The sequence below is a fragment of the Streptomyces sp. NBC_01244 genome, assembly GCF_035987325.1.
In the GTDB taxonomy this organism is placed as follows: domain Bacteria; phylum Actinomycetota; class Actinomycetes; order Streptomycetales; family Streptomycetaceae; genus Streptomyces.
This window is the reverse complement of record NZ_CP108488.1, coordinates 4,587,894-4,602,093: the sequence shown is the minus strand read 5'-3', so window position 1 is coordinate 4,602,093 and position 14,200 is coordinate 4,587,894. Positions and strand designations below refer to the sequence as shown.

Genomic DNA, 14,200 nt, shown 5'->3' with positions numbered 1-14,200 from the left:
CCGCCCGGCTCCCCTTGGGGCGCATTGGGGCGTGTCCCTTACGGGGCAGAGGGAGTTGGGCACACTGACCCGCTCATCGCGGACCCTTGCCAGCGTTCCGGAGGTGCCCCGTGCGCCAGTTTTCCGCTTCCCTCCGCTCCTCGCGTCCCTCCCGCTCGCTCCGCCTCGCCGTCGCCGCGCTCGCGGTGGCGGCGACCGCGGGTTGCATGAGCGTCGGGGAGGACGCCGCGAAGCCCGGGCCCTCCGCGTCGACGGGCGTCCAGGGCGGCAAGTCCGGCGGTGGCTCCTCGTCCGGGAAGAGCGCCGGGAGCCAGGGCGGCGGCCACGGCTCGAAGGGCGGTACGGGGAACCAGGACGGCAAGGCCACAGGGCCCGGGACCACCTCCGGCGCGGCCGGGGCCTCCCCCAGCCCGGGCGCGCCGGCCGGTCCGCCCGGGGCCCCCTCGCCGTCGGCCGGTCCGGGTGGCGGAGCGGGCGGGCAGGGCCCCCAGCAGCCCCCGACGGGCGGTTCCGGGTCCGGGCCGGGCGGAGGCGGCTCCTCCGGCGGCGGCCAGCCCGCCTCCCCGACCCCGGAGCCGCCGAGCCCCGCACCGCCCGTCTCCCCGCCGCCGCCCGTGACGGAACCCACACCGAGTCCGGAGCCCCCGCAGCCGGAGCCGTCGGGTGATCCGGGCACCCAGTCCTAGGCCCGGCCCCGGCTCGGACCTGACCCGATCCGCCCGCCGAGCTCCGGCGGGCGGAGGGTGTTTGTGCAGGTCAGCGCCTTCTTCGGGGGAGGGACTTGCCAGACCCGGGGGAGGGTGCGTATGGTTATAGATCGTTTGATCCCATTGCCCGGCGCCGACTCCGAAGAGCGCCGCGTGGCGCGTACTCTCCCCAGCCGTGGCTGACCGCATTGAGGCGGTCGATTTGCGAATTCACGGAGTTTGGGCGCGTGCCGAGACTCCGGAAGGTTTCGCATTTCGCATGTCCATTTCCAGTTCTGACCGTTCCGTCATGCCCGAGAACGACTCCAACGAGATCGTCGACGCCGAGACCCTTGCGGTCACCGAGGCCCTCGAGGCCGTAGTCACCGACGAGATCATCGAGGCCCTCGAGGCCGACGTGACGAACCACGAGTCCGACGAGTCCACCGACTCCTTCGAGGACTCCACCGAAGACTTCGACGACGCCGAGGCGGACGACGCCGACGCCGAGCCCACCCTGACCTTCGGCGACCTCGGTCTGCCGGACGGCATCGTGCGCAAGCTCGCGCAGAACGGCGTCACCGCGCCCTTCCCGATCCAGGCCGCGACCATCCCGGACGCCCTGGCCGGCAAGGACATCCTCGGCCGTGGCCGTACCGGCTCCGGCAAGACCCTCTCCTTCGGTCTGCCGACCCTGGCCTCGCTGGCCGGCGGGCACACCGAGAAGAAGAAGCCCCGCGCGATCATCCTGACGCCGACGCGTGAGCTCGCGATGCAGGTCGCCGACGCTCTCCAGCCCTACGGCGACGTCCTCGGCCTCAAGATGAAGGTCGTCTGCGGCGGTACCTCCATGAGCAACCAGATCTTCGCTCTGGAGCGCGGTGTCGACGTCCTCGTCGCCACCCCGGGCCGTCTGCGCGACATCATCAACCGTGGCGCCTGCTCCCTGGCGAACGTCCAGGTCGCGGTCCTCGACGAGGCCGACCAGATGGCGGACCTGGGCTTCCTGCCCGAGGTCACCGAGCTGCTCGACCAGATCCCCGGCGGCGGCCAGCGCATGCTCTTCTCCGCCACCATGGAGAACGAGATCGGCACCCTGGTCAAGCGCTACCTGACCAACCCCGTCACGCACGAGGTCGACAGCGCGCAGGGCAACGTCACGACCATGACGCACCACGTCCTCGTCGTGAAGCCGAAGGACAAGGCGCCGGTCACGGCCGCCATCGCCGCCCGCAAGGGCCGCACCATCATCTTCGTCCGCACCCAGCTGGGCGCCGACCGCATCGCCGAGCAGCTCATCGAGTCCGGCGTGAAGGCCGACGCGCTGCACGGCGGCATGACGCAGGGTGCCCGTACCCGCGTCCTCGCCGACTTCAAGGACGGATACGTCAACGCGCTCGTCGCCACCGACGTCGCCGCCCGCGGCATCCACGTCGACGGCATCGACCTGGTCCTGAACGTGGACCCGGCCGGCGACCACAAGGACTACCTGCACCGCTCGGGCCGTACCGCCCGCGCCGGCAAGTCCGGTGTCGTCGTGTCGCTGGCGCTTCCGCACCAGCGCCGCCAGATCTTCCGCCTGATGGAGGACGCGGGCGTCGACGCCTCGCGCCACATCGTCCAGGGCGTCGGCGCCTTCGACCCCGAGGTCGCCGAGATCACCGGTGCCCGTTCGCTGACCCAGGTCCAGGCCGACTCCGCGAACAACGCCGCGAAGCAGGCCGAGCGCGAGGTCGCCGACCTCACCAAGCAGCTGGAGCGCCTGTCGCGCCGTGCCGTCGAGCTGCGCGAGGAGGCCGACCGCCTGGTCGCCCGCTCCGCGCGTGAGCGCGGCGAGGACCCGGAGGCCGCTGTCGCCGAGGTGGTCGAGGCCGCCGAGGCCGAGGTCGCGGCCGCCGTGGCCGAGCCGGTCGCGGAGGAGCGCCCCGCGTTCCAGAGCCGTGACGACCGTGGCAACTACGAGCGCCGTGACAACCGTCGCGACGACCGTGGTGACCGTGGCGGTGACCGTGGCGGCTTCCGCCGTGACGACCGCGGTGACCGCGGTGGCGACCGTGGCGGCTTCCGCTCCGGTGGCGACCGTCCGACCGGTGGTGGCTTCCGTCGCGACGACCGCCCCTCGGGTGGCTTCAACCGTGACGACCGTGGCGGCGACCGTGGTGGCTTCCGCCGCGACGACCGCCCGTCCGGTGGCTTCCGCTCCGGTGGCGACCGTCCGGCCGGCGGTGGCTTCCGCTCGGGTGGCGACCGTCCGACCGGTGGTGGCTTCCGTCGCGACGACCGCCCCTCGGGTGGCTTCAACCGTGACGACCGTGGCGGCGACCGTGGTGGCTTCCGCCGCGACGACCGCCCGTCCGGTGGCTTCCGCTCCGGTGGCGACCGTCCGGCCGGCGGTGGCTTCCGCTCGGGTGGCGACCGTCCGACCGGTGGTGGCTTCCGTCGCGACGACCGTCCGACCGGTGGCGGCTTCCGCTCCGGTGGCGACCGCCCGGCCGCCGGTGGCGACCGTCCGTACGGCCGCCGCGACGACAACCGCCCCTCCGGCTCCGGCTCGACGGGTGGCTCCTCCTTCGGCCGCCGCGACGACAAGCCCCGCTGGAAGCGCAACGGCTGAGACCAGCCGCTGAACTGATCGCCTGACAGGGCCCCTACGACAACCCGTCGTAGGGGCCCTGTCCGCGTGCGGGCCCACCGCGGCGACGACTCCCCGGGCCGGACAACCGATATGCGATCGGCGCTCCCGCGCACTCGGGCTATGCTCTGGGGTGAGCACACCGAGGGCCATTAGCTCAATTGGCAGAGCAGCGGACTTTTAATCCGTTGGTTGTCGGTTCGAGTCCGACATGGCCTACTGCTCCGGGGCAGAGTGAAAGCCTCTGACCTGGCACTTAGCGCCCCATCTGGTTTCGGCCAGGTGGGGCGCTAAGTCGTTTCCGGGCCCGTGCGTGAGCGATGCGTGAGCGGACGGCCCGTCATGCCCTGGTCAGGAGGCGGACGACCGGGCACGAGGTAACAGGGCTGAGGAGTCGGGGTGAGGGGTATCCGGGTCCGGAACCGCAGTCAGAACCTCATTGCCCCTGGGCCAGCTCGACGGTGTGCTGAAGAATCAGGAACTCGGCGGGACGGGTGACGGCGAGACCTACCTTGACGATCAGCCTTCCGTTGTCGACGTCGTCCTGGGTCATGGTGACGCCCTTCCCGACCTGAACGAAGTAAGCCTCCGCCGCCGTGTTGCCCATGAGTCCGCCCTTCTGCCACAGGGCGTGCAAGTAGCTGTCGACCGCAGCGCGCACGCTCTCCCAGGTGGCCGGGGTGTTGGGCGAGAAGACAGCGCTCCGCAGGGCGGTGGAGACGTCCCGGGAGACGGTATCGACCAGCCGCCGCACCGGGATGTAGCGCCAGGTGGTGTCGTCTCCCGTCGCGAGAGTGCGGGCCCCCCAGACCAAGGTCCCCCGGCCGGCGAACTCGCGCAGGAAGTTCAGCGACATGTTGTCGCTCTGGTCCTGGTCGCTCGCCTTGTATTCCAGGCCGGTGATCCCGGCCAGAGCGACGTTCGCCGGGGCCCTCCAGACGCCCCGCTCCCGGTCCGTGCGGGCCCAGATGCCGGCGAGGATTCCCGATGGCGGGACCACCGTGTCCTCGCCGGTGCCCTGCTGGCGTACCCAGGGGTAGTAGACCGCTGCGTGGGAATCCAGGACCCAGCTGTCGACGGCGGCGCGCGCCTGCGCGGGGGTGTGTGCGCGGTCGGCGTGCAGGATCGCCATGGCCCGATGGGACGCCGCGTAGCGGGCCAGGGCGCGGGCCCACTCGCCCGCCTGCTTCTCGCCCTCGTCCCACAGGCCCGGGGCGACCAGGATGGTGATGTCGCTGAATCCCTCCACCGCCGCGAGGGTGTCCTCCAGCGAGCGTCCGGCCGTGTTGGCCAGGTAGCAGCGGCTGCCGCCGTTGGCGAAGTAGCCGCGCATGACCGCTGCGAAAGACGACGCGCTGAGCGTGTCACCGAGCTGAGTGAAGTCGAGCCAGCTCGCCAGGGGCGCCACTGATTCCACGGCATCCCCGAAGTCCCCGAGGAAGAGCGGCACTGCCGTCTCTCCTCCGGCCACGGACAACCCCAGTCCGAGGGTCTCCTCCACGTAGATTCCCGGGAACGTGTTCTCCGGCATGAGGTGCCTTCCCATCCGACGGGCGCCGCCCCGGCCAGGCCGCGCGGCGCTGCTGATCAGCCCGAACCGTAGCCATGGGGCGCGCCCCGTACTCCGCACCGGCGCAACCCGGCCACACACCGCCCAAAGACGGCGGAAAGCCGCCCATGACACCTCGGGGCGAACCACGCTGACCAGCAACTTTCGATTCGGCCCCTGCCAGCGCCGCGCGAACCTCCGCAGGAGTGCGGCGTTGAATTGGCAAGGACCTGCCCCAGTCGTTGATGAGCCTTGTCGCGAGCGGACGCGCGGCCCTCCCCTCGTCAGGAGGCGGAAGAGCGGGCGCGCGGCACGAGCTGGGCCGCCGCTTCGGCTGCTGCCTGGTCGACCTCGGGGAGCAGGCTCGTGTAGGTGTCCGAGGTCAGCGTGATCGTGGAGTGCCGGAGCGTCTCCTTGATCGTGTGGAGGTCGCCTCCACCGCCGTGGGTGAGCGTGGCCGAGACGTGGCGTAGATCACGAAGGGTGATCGGCGGCAGGCCGGTGCGGGCCAGGATCTGCCGGAAGGTCTCCGAGGCGGTCTCGGGGTGGAGCCAGGCGCCGCTCTCCTGGGTGAAGACCTTGCCGGTGTCCTGCCAAGCCTTCCCCCACTTCTTCCGCTCTTTCAGCTGGCGGGCGCGGTGTTCGCGCAGCGCGGCGACATTCAGGCTGTCCAGGGCGATGGTGCTGGCGCTGCCGTCCGTCTTCGGTGCGGACTCGTAGGGGTCCCAGCCGTCCACCACGATCTCCTTGGCCGGCGTGATCTGCCCGCCGTCCAGGTCGACGTCGGACCACTCCTGCCCGACGCACTCGCCCCGGCGCAGACCGCGGGTGCCGGAGAGGTGGAAGAGGGCGTACAGCCGGTCGCCCTCGGCCTCGTCGAGGAAGGCTCCGAACTGGGCCGGGGTCCACACCATGACGGGGGAGGGCTTCTCGCCGGTGATGCGCCACCGCTCCACGCGGGCGTCCGTCCACAGCAGAGGCTTCGGACGCTTGCCGGATTCCAGCTCGACGTGGGACGCCGGGTTGAAGGTGATGAGCTGCTGGCGGATCGCTCCGTTCAGCGCGGCGCGCAGCGTGCGGCGGATGCTCTGCCGGGTCGCCGGGCCCGTCGGCTTTCGGAAGGGGTCCATCGCGGCCAGCTTGGCCCGCTCGGCGGCCAGGAGCGCCCGCTCGGCCGCGACGGGCCTGCCCGCCTTGCTCGGCTTGCAGCGGGCGATTTGCTCGCGCCGGGCCAGGTTGTGGGACTCGATCTCCTCGTTGGCATCGGCAAGGGCGTCGAACATCTCGACCAAGTGGGCGACGTTCAGACGGTCGAGGCGGAGATGCCCGATCCGGGGCCGGAGGTGGACGCGGATGTGGGAGGCGTAGCCGTTCGTCGTGGTCTTCCGCGTCTTCTTCGACGCGAGCCAGCGGTCCAGCCATTCGCCGACAGTGATCGATCCGAGGAGCGAGGTCCCGGCCCGCAGCCGGCGCCGGGTCTCCTCGACGTCCGGAAGCGGGGCCTTCTCGTCAGCCACCTGCTCCAGGAGCGCCGCGATGTCGGCCACGCCCTCGGGGTCGTCCGTTTCCGGTATGCCGAGGAGGGCGCGTACGTGGTCCAGGTCGGCCTGGGCGGCCTTCAGGCTCTCGTACCCGGCGCGGTTGAAGGCACGGCGGGTGCCGTCCTCGCGGAGCGGGAGCTCCTGGCGGATCGAATACGAGCCGTGCTTCCGGTTGGCGATCTTGGGGCAGCGCTTGCCCAGCGGGCGGCCGGTGTCCGCGTCTCGGCAGTAGCAGCGGCGGTGGGTGGAGCCCTTCAAATGCCGTCCTCTTCGTCGGTGTCGGGTGGGTCGATGTCTGCGAGCGCTGGTGGCAGCTCTGGCGGGGTGGCGGCTTCGTCGCGGATCTGGCCACGGACCATCTGGAGTTGCCAGGTGGCCTCTTTGACCTGTGCGGTGTAGTTGTCCCTCTTGCGTTCGGCTTCCTCGCGCTGGGCGGGGTTGGCCGTCGTCTCGGCGGCGAAACCGGCCCGTTCGGCTTCGCGTAGGGCGGCCTCGATGGTGCGGACCAGGCTGGCGTGGCGGTTGAAGTCGGGGATCAGCCCGGCATCGGAGTCGTGGCCTGGTTCCTCACCGGTGAACATCCGCATCGCGTCCCAGGTCGAGATGGGGTCGCGGAAGGGGAGTTCCTGGGTCTCCTCGACGTAGCCAATGGGGAAGATCAGGCAGATCGGGGCCGTATACAGGGCGGCGGCCAGGATCATGACGTCGACCAGGGGCAGGCTGGCTCTGCGGCCTGATTCCAGGTTGGCGATCACGTTGCGAGGGATGGGATGGCCGAGCTCCTCGCATCGCTCTGCCAGCCGCTGTGCGCTCCAGCCCATCTCCTTCCTCCGCCGGCGGACTTCACCGGCGACGTTGTTCTTGATCCGGTCGACCCATTCGGGGCAGTCCTCGTCTTCATCATCCCAACCGCGCTGTGTCATGCAGACACAATAGCTTTCTTACCGTTGAACTCATACGCCTGGAGCCGAATGCGATGACGTGTTCGCCGTGGGCTGTGATGAGAGGAGCGCCTCGTGCGCGACGAAAGGACCGCAAGCCGGGTGAAGGGGATGGGTCGGGAGGAGCTGTTGACCCTTCCGGTGGCCGTTGACCTGGACACTGGCAATCGAGCTCTGGGTCTCGGGCGGAGCAAGGGGTACGAGCTGGCGAAGCGAGGCCAGTACCCGTGCAAGGTGCTCCGGGTGGGCAACGCCTACCGGGTGGTGACCGCCGACCTGCTGGGCCTGCTGGGTCTGGCGGCTTGACGGGGCGGCACGGTACCAGACGATTCTGCGCGGAGCTGACACAGAAACGCTGGACTGTTCCCGGGGCCGGACGTACTGTTCGTTTTCCCCCGCCGCAGGTGACTGCCCGCGAGCGAGGGCGAAACGCCTGGCGGGCCAACGCCACAGGCGGCCCCCGTCATCTCCCCCATCCGCAAACCACCCGGCAACCCGGTGCCCGGCCGCTGCCGCGTGCCCGCAACCACCCAACAAGGAGCTGCCCCTTGGAACCCACCACCCCCAAAGCCGAATCTGCACCCACCCCCATGCCCGCCGCTGCCAAAGAGCCCTGGCCCGTGACCGCGATACCCGGCCAGCCGGGCGCCCACCTCCAGGTCCCCCGGCCTGCGGAGGCGGCAACACCTCAGACCCACGCAGCGCAGGACCGCCCTGCCCAGGCGAAGCCCGGCCCGATCGGGCCGCTTCGCGAGGGCGAGCAGGTGCTGGCTGAGCTGCGGGGCCAGCTTCGCCGATATGTCGTTCTGCCCAGCGAGGACGCCTTCACGGCGGTGACCTTGTGGGTAGCGGCCACGCACCTGCAGACCGCTTGGCAGCACGCGCCGCGTCTGGCGGTGGTCGGTCCGGCGAAACGCTGCGGGAAGTCGCGGCTGCTGGATGTCGTCACCGAGACGGTCCACGATCCACTGGTGACGGTGAACGCCTCGGCTGCCGCGATCTTCCGGTCGATCACCGAGACGCCACCCACGCTGCTGGTCGATGAGGCCGACACGCTGTTCGGGTCGGCGAAGGTCGCGGAGAAGAACGAGGAGATGCGCGGCCTGCTCAACGCCGGGCATCAGCGCAACCGCCCGACTCTGCGCGTATCCGGCCCGAACCATGAGGTGTCGAAGTTCCCCACCTTCGCCATGGCCGCCCTCGCCGGCATCGGCGACCTCCCCGACACGATCATGGACCGGTCGGTGGTGATCCGGATGCGGCGGCGCGGGCCGGGGGAGAAGGTCGCGGAGTTCCGCAGCGCCCGCGACATCCCCGCCCTCCACGCCCTGCGCGACCGCCTCGTGGCCTGGCTGGCCCCGCTCCACGCCGCGGCGATGGAGCTGGAACCGCCGATGCCGGTGGAGGACCGGGCCGCCGACACGTGGGAGCCGCTGGTCGTCATAGCCGACCTCGCGGGCGGCGAATGGCCGATCCTGGCCCGCACCGCCTGCGCGGTGATGACGAGCCATGAGGCGCAGCGGGACCAGGACAGTGGCGGCACGGGCATCCGCCTCCTCGCCGACATCCGCCGCGCCTTCGCCAGCGAAGGAGATCCGCCGGTGATGCGCACGGCCCGACTGCTGGACATCCTGAACCAGGACGAGGAAACGTCCTGGGCGCAGTACACAGCCAAGGGCCTGACTGCCCGGGGCTTGGGGATCCTGTTGCAGGACTACAGCATCAGCTCGGCCAACCGCCGTTTCCACAATGGCGACCAGGCCAAGGGCTTCACTCACGAGCAGTTCACCGACGCTTGGGCACGCTACTGCCCCCAGCCAAAGGCGGCACCCCAGCAGGGATCCGCCACCGGCGCCTGACCCGGCACGACCCGTCGCGTCCCGTCGCATCGCAGGTCAACCCAGGGACGAGTCGCAGGCCCGCAACGAGTCGACCCGACATCAAGACTCCACCCGTACCTGCTCTAACCAGGCCTGCGACGAGTCGCAACGAGACCCCGCCACCCCAGGCAGCCTTGCCCTGCCCCGGTACGGGTGAGGCCGCCCCCATCCCCCGTCGCGTCCCGTCCCACTCGTCCCCGCGCAACCCGGCGCGGCGACGAGCGGGAAGGCGGCGACGAGCTGAGGCGACACCAGCAGGCCTCTGACCTCGCCAAACCCGCTAGCCATGGCGTGCGGCCGCCGGTAAGGGACTCCCCGGAGCTGGTACGGGTCGGTATCCGTCCCGACCCGTACCCCACTCGTCTCACCGGCCCGGCACGCGGTATCGGGCCGGTGTGACGAGTCGACTCGACATCAAGACTCCACCCGTACCTGCTCTGACCAGGCCTGCGACGAGTCGCAACGAGACCCACCACCCTCAGGAGGCCCAGCCCCTCCCTGCCCCGGTACGGGTGAAGCCGCCCCCATCCCTGCCATTGGAGTACGCACGCTTGTCCACACCCACCGCCGATGCGCCGCGCGGTCATCGCGTGACCCGCAAGGGACGCATCACCCTCGTCGTCGGCCTGGTGGCCGTCGTCCTCATGGCCTTCCGCGTCTCGTGGAACGCGCTGTCCGACGTGGCCCGCGCCATCGGCGCAGACTCCACTGCCGCACTGCTCTACCCGATCGTGGTCGACGGGCTGATGGCCCTCGCGCTGGTCGCCGCGCTCGTGCTGACCGGCGCCGACCGCAAGTTCGCGCTGCGGGTCCTGGCGGCCTACACCATCGCCAGCCTCCTGCTGAACTACGTGCACGGCCTCCTTCCGGCCCTGCACACCGCGTCGGTTCAGTGGGGCCGACTGGCCGACTGGAACCCTGCGAACTGGGCCCTTGTGCTGCTGGCGACCTCTCTCCCGGTCGGGTCCATCTACTTCGGGTCGGACCTCGTGGCGAAAGTCCTGCACCACAACCCCGAGTCGGCCGACTCTGCCGAAACGGCCTTTGGTCAGTCTGCTGGCCAACAAGCCGACGAGTCGGCCAGCGAGCAGGCCGAACGGTCGGGGTCTGAGCAGGCTGAGTCGGCTCCCGAGCAGCTGACCGAGTCGACCCCTGTGAAGGTTGCCGAGGCGCCCGCGACGGAGCCGACCGAACGCAAGCCGGCCCCCGCTCCCGCTCCCCGACCGCCCCAGTCGGCTGCCGTGGCGAAGTCGACGCGAGCCACCCCACGTCGGGTACCCGGTCGGGTCCGCGCCGCCAAGTCGACCGCCGACCGCACCCGCGCCGAAGTCCTCGACGCGGCCCGAGTCCTGACCGCCGGCTGGAGCGATGACCAGCTGACCGCCGAGCGTCTGCGCAGCGAACTACGCATCGGCCAGAACCCCGCCCGCCTCTTGCGCGACCAGCTGAAGGCCGAGCGCACCGGCCAGGCCCAACCCGTCATGCACGACAGCTTCGAGGTCGAGCCTCTCGACGGACTCGACGAAGCCGCCTCCCAGCAGCGGACGAAACCCGGCACAACTCCCGTCAACACCACCTAACACCCTGCAAACGCACAGATCGCCACGCCCCTCCGGCTCACCCCGCACAGACAGGCACGGGACATGAGGGCCGCACACCACGAAGCACCCAGCACCGTATGGAGAACCGACCCATGCACAACCCGAATCACGAACTCTCCACCCACCAGCAGGAGATGACCACCGACCTAGACAGCGCAGCAAGGTATGGCGTTGGACCGTCCAAGGGCCGGTCCAACACGGCCTCCGCCCCGGGGGTGGCGGAGGCAGGGCTCCGGCGCGAGGGCGCACCGGAGGGGGAAGCGGACGTGCCCGCCGTCGTGCGCGCTGCTGATGAAGCCGCGCTCTACCGCGTTGCCCGCCGCCGTGCCCGCGAAGGCGTGCAGCGCACCCAGCGCGTCGACGTCCGCTACAGCGTCATCGAGAAGCGATCGATCCTCGCCGAGGCCCGCCGCCTCGGCCTGGCCGGCGCTCACCTGGTGGGCGCGATCGTCATGGCCTACCTCCACGGCGGCTTCGCGATACCCGGCCAGCGCACCTCCTTCGACGACCTGATCGACGAGCTCGCCGCCCTGCGCGCGGAGATCGCCCCGATCGGCAAGAACGTCAACCAGATCGCCTACAAGCTCAACTCCGGAGGCCGTCCCCATCCTGTGGACAGCGCCGTCCTGGCCCAGGCGGAACGTGTCCTGGCTCTGGCCCGTACGGCGGCCGAGGCGATCGACCTCGCCGCGAAGCAGGCGGCCGTATCGAAGCGGGCGGCCTGATTGATCGCGAAGATCACCAAGGCCGGCAGCAGGACCCGAGGCGTCCTGAACTACCTCTACGGGCCCGGCCGCGCCAACGAACACACCGACCCCCACCTCGTGGACTCCTGGGATGGCTTCGCCCCCGACCCCGGACGCGACCCGAACGCCACCCTCGCCCAACTCGCCACCGCCCTCGACCTGCGCGTAGAGCAGGCCGGCGATCGGGCCCCGAAGGCACACGTGTGGCACTGCTCCGTACGCGCCGCACCCGAGGACCCGGTCCTCCCCGACGAGCAGTGGGCGACGATCGCCCGCCGGATCCTGAACGCCACCGGCGTCGCCCCCGCAGGCGACCCCGACGCCTGCCGCTGGATCGCCGTCCGCCACGCCGAAGACCACATCCACATCGTGGCCACCAAAGTCCGAGGCGACCTCCGCGAGCCCCGGCACTGGAACGACTACCTGAGCGCCGACAAGGAATGCGCCGCGATCGAGAAGGACTACGGCCTGCGCCAAGTCCCGCGCGGAGACCGCACCGCCGCCAAACGCCCCACCCGCGCCGAGAAGGAAAAGGCCCGCCGCACCGGACACGCCACCACCCCTCGCGAACGCCTGCGCACCACCGTCCGTACCGCCGTGGCCGCTGCCACCAACGCCGAGGAGTTCTTCACCATCCTCCGCGGCACGGGCGTACTGGTGGACATCCAGCACTTCCCCTCCGGCGACATCCGTGGATACAAGGTCGCGCTCCCGGATGACACCAGCGCCAAGGGCGAACCCATCTGGTTCTCAGGCTCCACCCTTGCCCCCGACCTCTCGTACCCGAAGATCACCGAACGCCTCCGACCCACCGACACCGCCCCCACAGGCCGGCGCCCGGAGCGGCAGACGGCGTGGCACCAGGTCACACAAGCAACCAGCCTCATCCCCAAGGTGCTCGATCAGGCCGACGAGGCCACGGGGCAGGCGCACATCACGGTGCTCGCCGAAACCCTCGACGTACTCGCCTTGATCGTCCCGGCGGGATACAAGCCACAGCTCGCCCAAGCCGCCGCGGCCTTCGAGCGGGCCAGCCGCTCCCGGATCCGCGCCCGCCACCAGCAGGCCCAGGCCACGCGTCGGGCGATCAAGGCGATCGTGCGTGAACCCGCCCCAAAGGACGGAGCCCTCTTGGCGGTCCTCCTCGACGCCGTCCTCCTGGCCGTCATCGCAGCCCAGCATTGGCACCACATCCGCCACCACGAGCAGCAGGCCGAAGCCGCCGGCCGGGCCGCCGGATACCTGCGTACCGCCCTCGGGGCTGCAGCCGTGGAGCCGCTGCGCGCCCTGTACCAGCGCGGCCGTCTCCTCCCGGGTCCGGTCCTTCACCGGCAGGCGGCTGCCCTGCACCGTTCACTCTCGGAACACTCCGCGCGAGTGCTGGCCGAGCCCGGCTGGCCTGCACTCGCCACCACCCTCGCCGACGCCGAAGCCGCCGGTCATGACCCAGCCGCCTTGCTCACCGCAGCGGCAGGGCAACGGGACCTGACAACGGCCGCATCCATCAGCGAAGTACTGGTATGGCGTCTACGGCACCTCGCCGAACTGCCTCTGCAGCCCGCCCCAAGGCGGCCGCCGTCCTCGCCGCCCACAGCTGGCACAGCCCAACCGACTCAGCAGCGCCGCACCCGCTGAGCCCGACACCCCCACCCGACAAGGAGCCCATCCTGAAGACCCACCCCTTCGCCGCCATGTTCCCGATGCTGAACGAGGAGGAGATGCACGACCTCGCCCAGTCCATCAAGGACGACGGCCTCCTCAAGCCGGTCGTCCTCGACCCCGACGGCGTCCTGCTCGACGGCCGCAACCGCCTCGCCGCCTGCGAGATCGCCGGAGTCGAACCCCACTTCACGACGTACGAAGGCAACGACCCCTTCAGCCTCATCTTCAGCGCGAACATCGTGCGCCGGCACATCAGCCAGGGCCAGCGGTCCATGATCCTCGCGATGGCTCGTTCCGTTTCGGAACACTCCCTGCGCACCCACGCGAAGCTCCACGCCATCAGCCTGACCAGGCTCTCCAACGCCACCACCGTCCTCAAGTACGATCCCGAGCTCGCCGAGAAGGTCCGGGTCGGCACTGTCCGTCTCGACGCCGCGTACGAAACCGTCCGTCGGCGCAAGGAACAGGTTGCCGCACTCCTCGCCCTGCAGGATCGGCTGCGCCAGCACGCCCCCGACCTCGCCGACCAGGTCATCGAAGAGAGCCTCACCCTCGAAGAGGCGACCGCCGCACTTGACCAGCGGATAGAAGAAGAGCGACTCCGCCTGCGCATCGAAGAGGTGGACGCGATCCTGCAGGCCGATGGGACCACCGCGCTCCGGCTCACCCAGCGCGCCACGCAGGGTGAGCTCACCTGGCAGGCGGCCCATCAGCTGGCCGAACAGCACTACTCCCGGCGGGAGGATGCCATCCGGCGAACCCAGCAGGCGCTCGAACAGATCGCCACGCACTGGGCCGAACTGGAAGAACTCGCAATCCGCCTGAACACGCCCTACGCCCAGGAGGTCTTCGTGAGCCTTACCCCGACAGCACGCACGATCGCTACCCGCCTGAGCATCAGGGGCCTGACCGAATAGACACCGCTGGGGCCGACGCGTTTCAGCGTTGGCCCCAGCGCCATG

At 70.4% G+C, this 14,200-nt stretch carries 11 protein-coding genes and 1 tRNA gene; 9 read left to right on the top strand and 3 right to left on the bottom strand.

Annotation, left to right across the window (positions count from 1 at the left end; genetic code table 11):
- The first annotated feature begins 110 nt into the window (after positions 1-110).
- The 3 genes from OG247_RS20600 (at position 111) to OG247_RS20590 (ending at position 3,537) form a co-directional block, all read left to right on the top strand.
- On the top strand, positions 111-686 hold the full coding sequence (locus tag OG247_RS20600) for a hypothetical protein (RefSeq protein WP_327253631.1): 576 nt from the start codon (positions 111-113) through the stop codon (positions 684-686).
- Positions 687-996: 310 nt separating this feature from the next.
- Complete coding sequence (locus OG247_RS20595; protein WP_327253630.1) at positions 997-3,300, top strand: DEAD/DEAH box helicase; 2,304 nt, start codon at positions 997-999, stop codon at positions 3,298-3,300.
- Between the two features lie 164 nt (positions 3,301-3,464).
- Positions 3,465-3,537 (top strand) — tRNA-Lys (locus tag OG247_RS20590).
- A gap of 217 nt (positions 3,538-3,754) precedes the next feature.
- On the opposite strand, the gene OG247_RS20585 is transcribed toward OG247_RS20590, so the two are convergent.
- The 3 genes from OG247_RS20585 to OG247_RS20575 form a co-directional block, all read right to left on the bottom strand.
- Positions 3,755-4,849, bottom strand: a complete 1,095-nt coding sequence (locus OG247_RS20585) for a phage tail sheath family protein (protein ID WP_327253629.1) — start codon at positions 4,847-4,849, stop codon at positions 3,755-3,757.
- 302 nt (positions 4,850-5,151) lie between these two features.
- Positions 5,152-6,666, bottom strand: a complete 1,515-nt coding sequence (locus OG247_RS20580; RefSeq protein WP_327253628.1) for a site-specific integrase — start codon at positions 6,664-6,666, stop codon at positions 5,152-5,154.
- Positions 6,663-7,331 carry a helix-turn-helix domain-containing protein gene (locus OG247_RS20575; protein WP_327253627.1) on the bottom strand — a complete coding sequence of 223 codons (669 nt, stop codon included), beginning with the start codon at positions 7,329-7,331 and terminating at the stop codon, positions 6,663-6,665. Before OG247_RS20575 ends, OG247_RS20580 begins: the two co-directional genes overlap by 4 nt.
- A 129-nt stretch (positions 7,332-7,460) precedes the next feature.
- Between OG247_RS20575 and OG247_RS20570 the strand changes: the two genes are divergently transcribed.
- The 6 genes from OG247_RS20570 to OG247_RS20545 all read left to right on the top strand — a co-directional run bounded on the left by OG247_RS20570 (position 7,461) and on the right by OG247_RS20545 (position 14,155).
- Positions 7,461-7,655: a hypothetical protein gene (locus OG247_RS20570; protein WP_442813644.1), complete on the top strand. Its 195-nt coding sequence runs from the start codon at positions 7,461-7,463 to the stop codon at positions 7,653-7,655.
- Between the two features lie 314 nt (positions 7,656-7,969).
- The gene (locus OG247_RS20565; RefSeq protein WP_442813354.1) at positions 7,970-9,208 is read left to right on the top strand and encodes a DUF3631 domain-containing protein; all 1,239 of its coding nucleotides are present in this window, start codon (positions 7,970-7,972) and stop codon (positions 9,206-9,208) included.
- Between the two features lie 611 nt (positions 9,209-9,819).
- A complete protein-coding gene (locus OG247_RS20560; RefSeq protein WP_327257558.1) occupies positions 9,820-10,809 on the top strand; it encodes a DUF2637 domain-containing protein in 990 nt (329 codons plus the stop codon).
- 113 nt (positions 10,810-10,922) lie between these two features.
- A complete protein-coding gene (locus OG247_RS20555) occupies positions 10,923-11,555 on the top strand; it encodes a plasmid mobilization relaxosome protein MobC (RefSeq protein ID WP_327253625.1) in 633 nt (210 codons plus the stop codon).
- Complete coding sequence (locus OG247_RS20550; protein WP_327253624.1) at positions 11,556-13,211, top strand: relaxase/mobilization nuclease domain-containing protein; 1,656 nt, start codon at positions 11,556-11,558, stop codon at positions 13,209-13,211.
- A gap of 56 nt (positions 13,212-13,267) precedes the next feature.
- The gene (locus tag OG247_RS20545) at positions 13,268-14,155 is read left to right on the top strand and encodes a ParB N-terminal domain-containing protein (RefSeq protein WP_327253623.1); all 888 of its coding nucleotides are present in this window, start codon (positions 13,268-13,270) and stop codon (positions 14,153-14,155) included.
- Positions 14,156-14,200 lie beyond the last annotated feature (45 nt).